This window comes from Halomonas getboli, assembly GCF_023094245.1.
Classification (GTDB): Bacteria; Pseudomonadota; Gammaproteobacteria; order Pseudomonadales; family Halomonadaceae; genus Halomonas; species Halomonas getboli.
Genome location: NZ_JALMEW010000005.1, coordinates 373,670 through 379,967 on the forward strand (window position 1 = coordinate 373,670; position 6,298 = coordinate 379,967).

5 protein-coding genes are annotated in these 6,298 nt (G+C 65.1%); all 5 read left to right on the top strand.

What is annotated here, in order from left to right; translation table 11 throughout:
- Positions 1–10: 10 nt before the first annotated feature.
- The 5 genes from MYL53_RS12955 to MYL53_RS12975 all read left to right on the top strand — a co-directional run bounded on the left by MYL53_RS12955 (position 11) and on the right by MYL53_RS12975 (position 6,067).
- Positions 11–1,063 carry a type 2 periplasmic-binding domain-containing protein gene (locus MYL53_RS12955; protein ID WP_247854362.1) on the top strand — a complete coding sequence of 351 codons (1,053 nt, stop codon included), beginning with the start codon at positions 11–13 and terminating at the stop codon, positions 1,061–1,063.
- Positions 1,064–1,165: 102 nt separating this feature from the next.
- Positions 1,166–1,609, top strand: coding sequence for a tripartite tricarboxylate transporter TctB family protein (locus tag MYL53_RS12960; RefSeq protein ID WP_247854363.1), 444 nt, complete (start codon positions 1,166–1,168; stop codon positions 1,607–1,609).
- Between the two features lie 13 nt (positions 1,610–1,622).
- Complete coding sequence (locus tag MYL53_RS12965) at positions 1,623–3,131, top strand: tripartite tricarboxylate transporter permease (RefSeq protein WP_247854364.1); 1,509 nt, start codon at positions 1,623–1,625, stop codon at positions 3,129–3,131.
- Positions 3,131–4,699 (top strand): galactarate dehydratase, encoded by a 1,569-nt coding sequence (garD, locus tag MYL53_RS12970; protein ID WP_247854365.1) that lies wholly within the window; start codon positions 3,131–3,133, stop codon positions 4,697–4,699. The genes MYL53_RS12965 and garD overlap by 1 nt, the downstream gene beginning before the upstream one ends.
- A gap of 42 nt (positions 4,700–4,741) precedes the next feature.
- Positions 4,742–6,067 carry an enolase C-terminal domain-like protein gene (locus MYL53_RS12975; protein WP_247854366.1) on the top strand — a complete coding sequence of 442 codons (1,326 nt, stop codon included), beginning with the start codon at positions 4,742–4,744 and terminating at the stop codon, positions 6,065–6,067.
- Positions 6,068–6,298 lie beyond the last annotated feature (231 nt).

Here is a 6,298-nt window from a genome sequence, read left to right on the forward strand (position 1 = left end):
AGGTGAATTCATGAGCATGCCCAGCATCTACAAGACCCTCGGAACCTCCGTGCTGATGGCCGGCATGGCCTTCGGCGGCTCTGCCGCCATGGCCGCCGACGCGCACCTGCCCGGAAACGTCCGCGTGGTGATCGGTTCGACCTCCACCGGCGGGGATACCTACCAGAATTCCAGCATCGTCGCCGACGCCCTGGCCAAGCATCTCGATATCAACATGAAGGTGGACGCGGTCGGCGCGAGCTCGGCCTTCCGCTTCCTGGATCGTGACCCGCGCGGCAACACCCTGATGATCTTCCACGATCAGTCCTATCTGGGGAACCTGTATGGCGTCGAGGGCTATAGCGATATCTTCGACAAGTACACCATCGGGCCGACCGTGGCCATCAATCCGGGCAATGCCTATCTGGTGCCCAAGGACTCGCCCTATCAGACCCTGGATGACGTGATCGAGGCGGTCGGCAACGGCGAGGAGGTGCGTGTCGCCATTCAGCCCGGCGGTGTCTCCGAGATCGGCTTCAGCGCCCTGAAGAACGCGATCGCCCTCGAGCATCCGGGCATGGAAGACAACCTGGTGGCCGTCAATACGGGTTCCCAGGCCGACAAGAACCAGCAGCTCTTCGACGGTCAGGCCGACATGATCAACGGCACCGTGCAGGCCAACGAGCAGTACACCCGCCTGCCGGCTGACGATCAGAAGGCCATGCGTTTCCTGTGGCTCACCGCGCGGGAGAGCACGATCGCTCAGGCGCCGGAGGATGGCCTCGGCCAGACCACTCGCGAGCAGCTGCTGCAGTATGTCGAGCCCAACGTCACCGTGCCCATGGGCAACGGCGACAACTTCACCTTCGATAAGGAATTCTTCTTCCTTTTCAACAAGGACATGGATCCGGCCATCGTCGATCAGATCGATCAGGCGCTGACCGAAATCTATGCCGACGGCGAGATCCAGGAGACCCAGAAGAACGCCTTCTTCATCCCCGACTTCAAGCCCTCCGACGAGGCTGCCGAGTACCTGGAAACCAAGATGTCCGTGTACAAGGACATCATCACCAACATCCAGTAAGGCAGGGTCGCCGGCGGCTCAGGCCGCCGGCGATCGCGGCTGCTGCTTCATCCTCATCACGATAGAAAGGCCCATCTGACGAGAGCCTTCACCGGAGCCGCCATGGAATCAGGACTGTCATCCCTGCTGAGCGTCTCGATCGACTTCGAGACCTCCCACCTGTTCTTCCCCCATATCATTCACTGGCTGCTGGGCGGTCTCTTTGCCCTGATCCTGGTGTTCAACGTGGTGCCCTTCCTCGTCGCCGTCAGGCGAGGGGAAAAGACGCTGCCGATCCTGGGCGAGTCCATGGACAAGTTCCGCTTCTTTGGAACCCTGGCGCTGATCGCCGCCTATTTCTATCTGATGTCGGTGGTCGGCAATCTCTTTCCCTACACGGGCTACGGCTTCCTGTTCGTCTCGATGCCCTTCCTGCTCCTGATGTCGCTGATGTACATGCACACCAGGACCACGCGCAAGGTCATCACGGCGGCCATCAACGCCCTCGTGGCGCCGACGCTGGCGTGGTTCATCCTCGCCAAGCTGTTCCAGATCACCCTGCCGTAGCGGAGTCATAGCCATGCTCGATATCCTGTCGCTACTCGATATCTCCTTTTTCCTGCTGGCGGCCCTGGGGGCCCTGGTCGGTATCATCTTCGGCGCGATACCCGGGATGACCGCGACCATGGCCGTCGCGGTGTGCCTGCCGCTGACCTATGCGCTCGGCCTCAATCACGGCCTGGCGCTGCTGCTCGGCCTCTACGTGGGCGGCATCTCCGGCGGCATGGTGCCGGCCGTGCTGCTCAACATCCCCGGCACGCCATCGTCCATCACCACCACCTTCGACGGCTATCCCATGGCCCAGAAGGGCGAGGGTGAACGTGCCCTGAAGGTCTGCGTGGTAGCATCCCTGGTCGGTGGCCTTCTCAGTGCCGCGGTGCTGTTCCTGTTCGCGCCGCTGCTGGCCGAGTTCTCGATCAAGTTCTCCTACGTCGAGAAGTTCCTGATCATCCTGCTGGCGCTGACCGTGATTGCCTCCATGTCGCGTAACATGCTGGTCGGCATCTTCAGTGGCGTGCTGGGCATCTGGCTGAGCCTGATCGGCACCTACAGCATTTCCGACGGCGGCAATGGCCATACCCGGCTGATGTTCGATTTCCTCGAGCCCTATCTCTTCGACGGCTTTTCGCTGCTGCCGGTGCTGATCGGCATCTTCGGTATCGCGACCATCCTTCTGGAAGCCGAAGAGGGCATCAAGGGCGGCCTGGGCGGCAAGCACGTCGAATTCGGCAAGGGCAGCGGCTTCTCTTTCGGCCTCTTCAAGGGCCGCCTGACCAATCTGGTACGTTCCTCCTTCATCGGCACCTTCGTCGGCATGTTGCCGGGCGTCGGCGGCAGCGCCGCCTCGGTGCTGGCCTATACCCAGGAGAAGAATCTCGCTCGCGACTCCAGCGAGATGGGCAAGGGCGCCCCGCAGGGCCTGATCGCCTCCGAGTCGGCCAACAACGCCCTGACCGGCGGCGCCCTGATCCCGCTGCTGTCGCTCGGCATTCCCGGCGACTCCACGACCGCGGTGCTGATCGGGGCCTTCACGCTGCAGGGCATCCAGGTCGGGCCGCTGTTCATTCCCGAGAACGCCGATACCTGGTACGTGATGATGACCGCCCTGGTGTTCGCCAATGTCGTGATGTTCTTCCTGATGTTCTATGCCATCAAGCACATCGCCAAGGTCGTGCTGGTGCCCAAGTACATCCTCTATCCGATCATCGTGATGATGTGCGTGGTCGGCGCCTACGCGATCAACTACGGCATCATGTTCGACGTCTGGACGCTGCTGATCTTCGGCGTGCTGGGCTACCTGATCCAGAAGGTCGGGCTCGAGGTCGCGCCGCTGATCATCGGTTTCATCCTCGGCGGTCAGGCGGAGGTCTACTTCGTCAAGAGCCTGGAGTCCTTCGGCACCTATTCGATCTTCTTCACCAAGAGCCCGATCGCCGTGGTGCTGTGGCTGTTGATCGCCGCTTCCGTGGCCTTCTCGGTGATCATAAGCCTGAAGGGTCGGGCCAAGCGTCAGGCGGAGGCATTCTGATGACGATTCCCTCACGGACGCCACGCGTGATCCGCATCCATTCCAGTGACAACGTCGCCGTCGTGGTCGAGCGCGGCGGGCTATCCGCCGGCGAGCGCCTCGACGGGGGCATCGAGCTCCGGGCCGACGTGCCCCAGGGCCACAAGGTGGCGCTGGTGGCGCTGGCGGAAGGGGCGCCGGTGATTCGCTACGGCGAGGTCATCGGCACCGCGGCCGCGGCCATCCCGCAGGGCGGTCACGTCAATGAGACCAACCTGCACATGCCCACGCCGCCGGCGCTGGAGGACCTGCCGCTGGCGACGCGGCAGGCACCGCAGACCGAGCCGCTGGAAGGCTACACCTTCGAGGGCTTCCGCAACGCCGACGGCAGCGTCGGCACCAAGAACGTGCTCGGCATCACCACCAGCGTGCAGTGCGTGGCCGGCACCGTCGATCACGTGGTCCAGCGCATCAAGCGCGAGCTGCTGCCGCGCTTTCCCAACGTCGATGACGTGGTGGGACTCAACCACAGCTACGGCTGCGGCGTGGCGATCAACGCGCCGGCCGCGGTGGTGCCGATCCGCACCCTCAAGCACCTGGCCCTGAACCCCAACTTCGGCAACGAGGTGATGGTCATCGGCCTGGGCTGCGAGAAGCTGCAGCCCTCGACCCTGGTCGAGGATCGGCCGGTGAAGATCTATGAGAACACCGAGGCGGCCGACCCCGAGGCCAACGTGCTGAGCCTGCAGGACGAGTCCTTCACGGGCTTCGGCGAGATGATCGAGGGCATCATGGCCATGGCCGAGCGCCACCTCGAGCGCCTCGATCGCCGCCGCCGCGAGACCTGTCCGGCCTCCGAACTGGTGGTCGGCATGCAGTGCGGCGGCAGCGATGCCTTCTCGGGGCTGACCGCCAACCCGACGGTGGGCTTCGCCACCGACCTGATCGTGCGGGCCGGGGGCAGTGTGATGTTCTCCGAGGTCACCGAGGTGCGCGACGCCATCCACCTGCTGACGCCGCGGGCGGTGAGCCCCGAGGTCGGCCAGGCGCTGATCGACCAGATGGCCTGGTACGACGACTATCTGTCCCAGGGGCAGGCGGACCGCAGCGCCAATACCTCGCCGGGCAACAAGAGGGGCGGGCTGTCCAACATCGTCGAAAAGGCGCTCGGCTCGGTGATCAAGTCCGGCGACTCGCCGATCGTCGACGTCATCGGGCCGGGCGAGCGGGTGCGCAAGCGCGGCCTGACCTTTGCCGCCACGCCGGCCAGCGATTTCATCTGCGGCACCCTGCAGGCCGCCGCCGGCATGAACCTGCAGGTCTTCACCACCGGCCGCGGCACGCCCTACAACCTGCCGATGACGCCGGTCATCAAGGTCTCCAGCAATTCCACCCTGGGGCAGCGCTGGCACGACCTGATCGATCTCGACGCCGGGCGTATCGCTACCGGCGACGCCACCATCGAGGACATGGGCTGGGAGCTGTTCCATCTGATCCTCGACGTGGCCAGCGGCCGTCAACGCGTTGCCGCCGACCGGCTTGGGCTCTACAACGACCTGGTGCTGTTCAATCCCGCACCGGTGACCTGACTGTCTTTAGATGGCTCTTTCGAACGTACAAGAGGCAATGCCATGTTTCCCAAGATCACCAAGATGAACATCGTGCCGGTCGCCGGCGAGGATGGTTTCCTGCTCAACCTGAGCGGCGGCCACGCGCCCTGGTTCATCCGCTGCGTGCTGGTGCTGGAGGACGAGTCCGGCAACCGCGGCGTCGGCGAGATACCCACCAGCGAGGGCATCCAGAAGGGCCTCGACAAGTGCCGCGGCCTGGTGGAAGGCGCGCGCGTCAACGAGGTCAAGCAGATACTCAGCCGCTGCCGCGACCTGCTGGCCCAGGGCGGCCCCGAGGAGCGCGGTCGCCAGACCTTCGACCTGCGCGTGGCCGTGCACGTCATCACCGCCATCGAGTCGGCGCTGTTCGATCTCTTCGGCCAGGCGCTGGGCATGCCGGTCGCCGACCTGCTGGGCCAGTACGGCCGCCAGCGCGACGAGGTCGAGGCGCTGGGCTACCTGTTCCTGCTCGGCGACCCGGACAAGACCGACCTGCCGTACCCGCGCGTGACCGACCCGGTCGATGCCTGGGACGAGGTGCGCTATCGCGAGGCCATGACGCCCGAGGCCGTCGCCAACCTGGCCAAGGCCGCCTACGACCGTTACGGCTTCAAGGACTTCAAGCTCAAGGGCGGCGTGCTGCGCGGCGAGGAGGAGGCCGACTGCATCCGTGCGTTGCACGAGGCCTTCCCCGAGGCGCGCCTGACCCTGGATCCCAACGGCGCCTGGACGCTGGACGAGGCGGTGCGCGTGCTGGAGCCGATCAAGCACCTGCTCAGCTACGCCGAGGACCCCTGCGGTCAGGAAGGCGGCTTCTCCGGCCGCGAGACCATGGCGGAGTTCAAGAAGCGCACCGGGCTGCCCACCGCCACCAACATGATCGCCACCGACCACAAGCAGCTGCAGCTGGCCGTGCAGCTCAACTCGGTCGATATCCCGCTGGCCGACTGCCACTTCTGGACCATGCAGGGCGCCGTGGCCGTGGGCGAGCTGTGCCACGAGTGGGGCATGACCTGGGGCTCGCACAGCAACAACCACTTCGACATCTCGCTGGCGATGATGACCCACGTGGCCGCCGCCTGCCCGGGCGGGATCACCGCCATCGACACCCACTGGATCTGGCAGGACGGCCAGCGTATCACCAAGGACCCGCTGCAGATCCGCGACGGCAAGCTGACCGTGCCGAAGGCGCCGGGCCTCGGCATCGAGCTGGACGACGACAAGCTCATGGAGGCGCACGAGAAGTACAAGCGCCTCGACGTCACCCAGCGCAACGACGCCATGGCGATGCAGTACCTGATCCAGGGCTGGGAGTTCGATCCCAAGCGTCCGGCGCTGGTCCGCTGATGCGGATGCGCTGAGATATCCCCCCATTGCCAGGCGAGGCGATATTCATCGCCCGCCCGACCTGAACGGCGCCGTGATCCGGCGCCCCTCGACAGGAGAAGCCGCATGACCCTGGAAGGCAAGCAACTGATCGGCCAGCAGGCCGTGCTCAGCGACGGCAAGGCGATCCACGCCGTCGATCCCGCCACCGGCGAGACCCTGTCCCCGGGCTATCCCGCCGGCGGCCAGGCC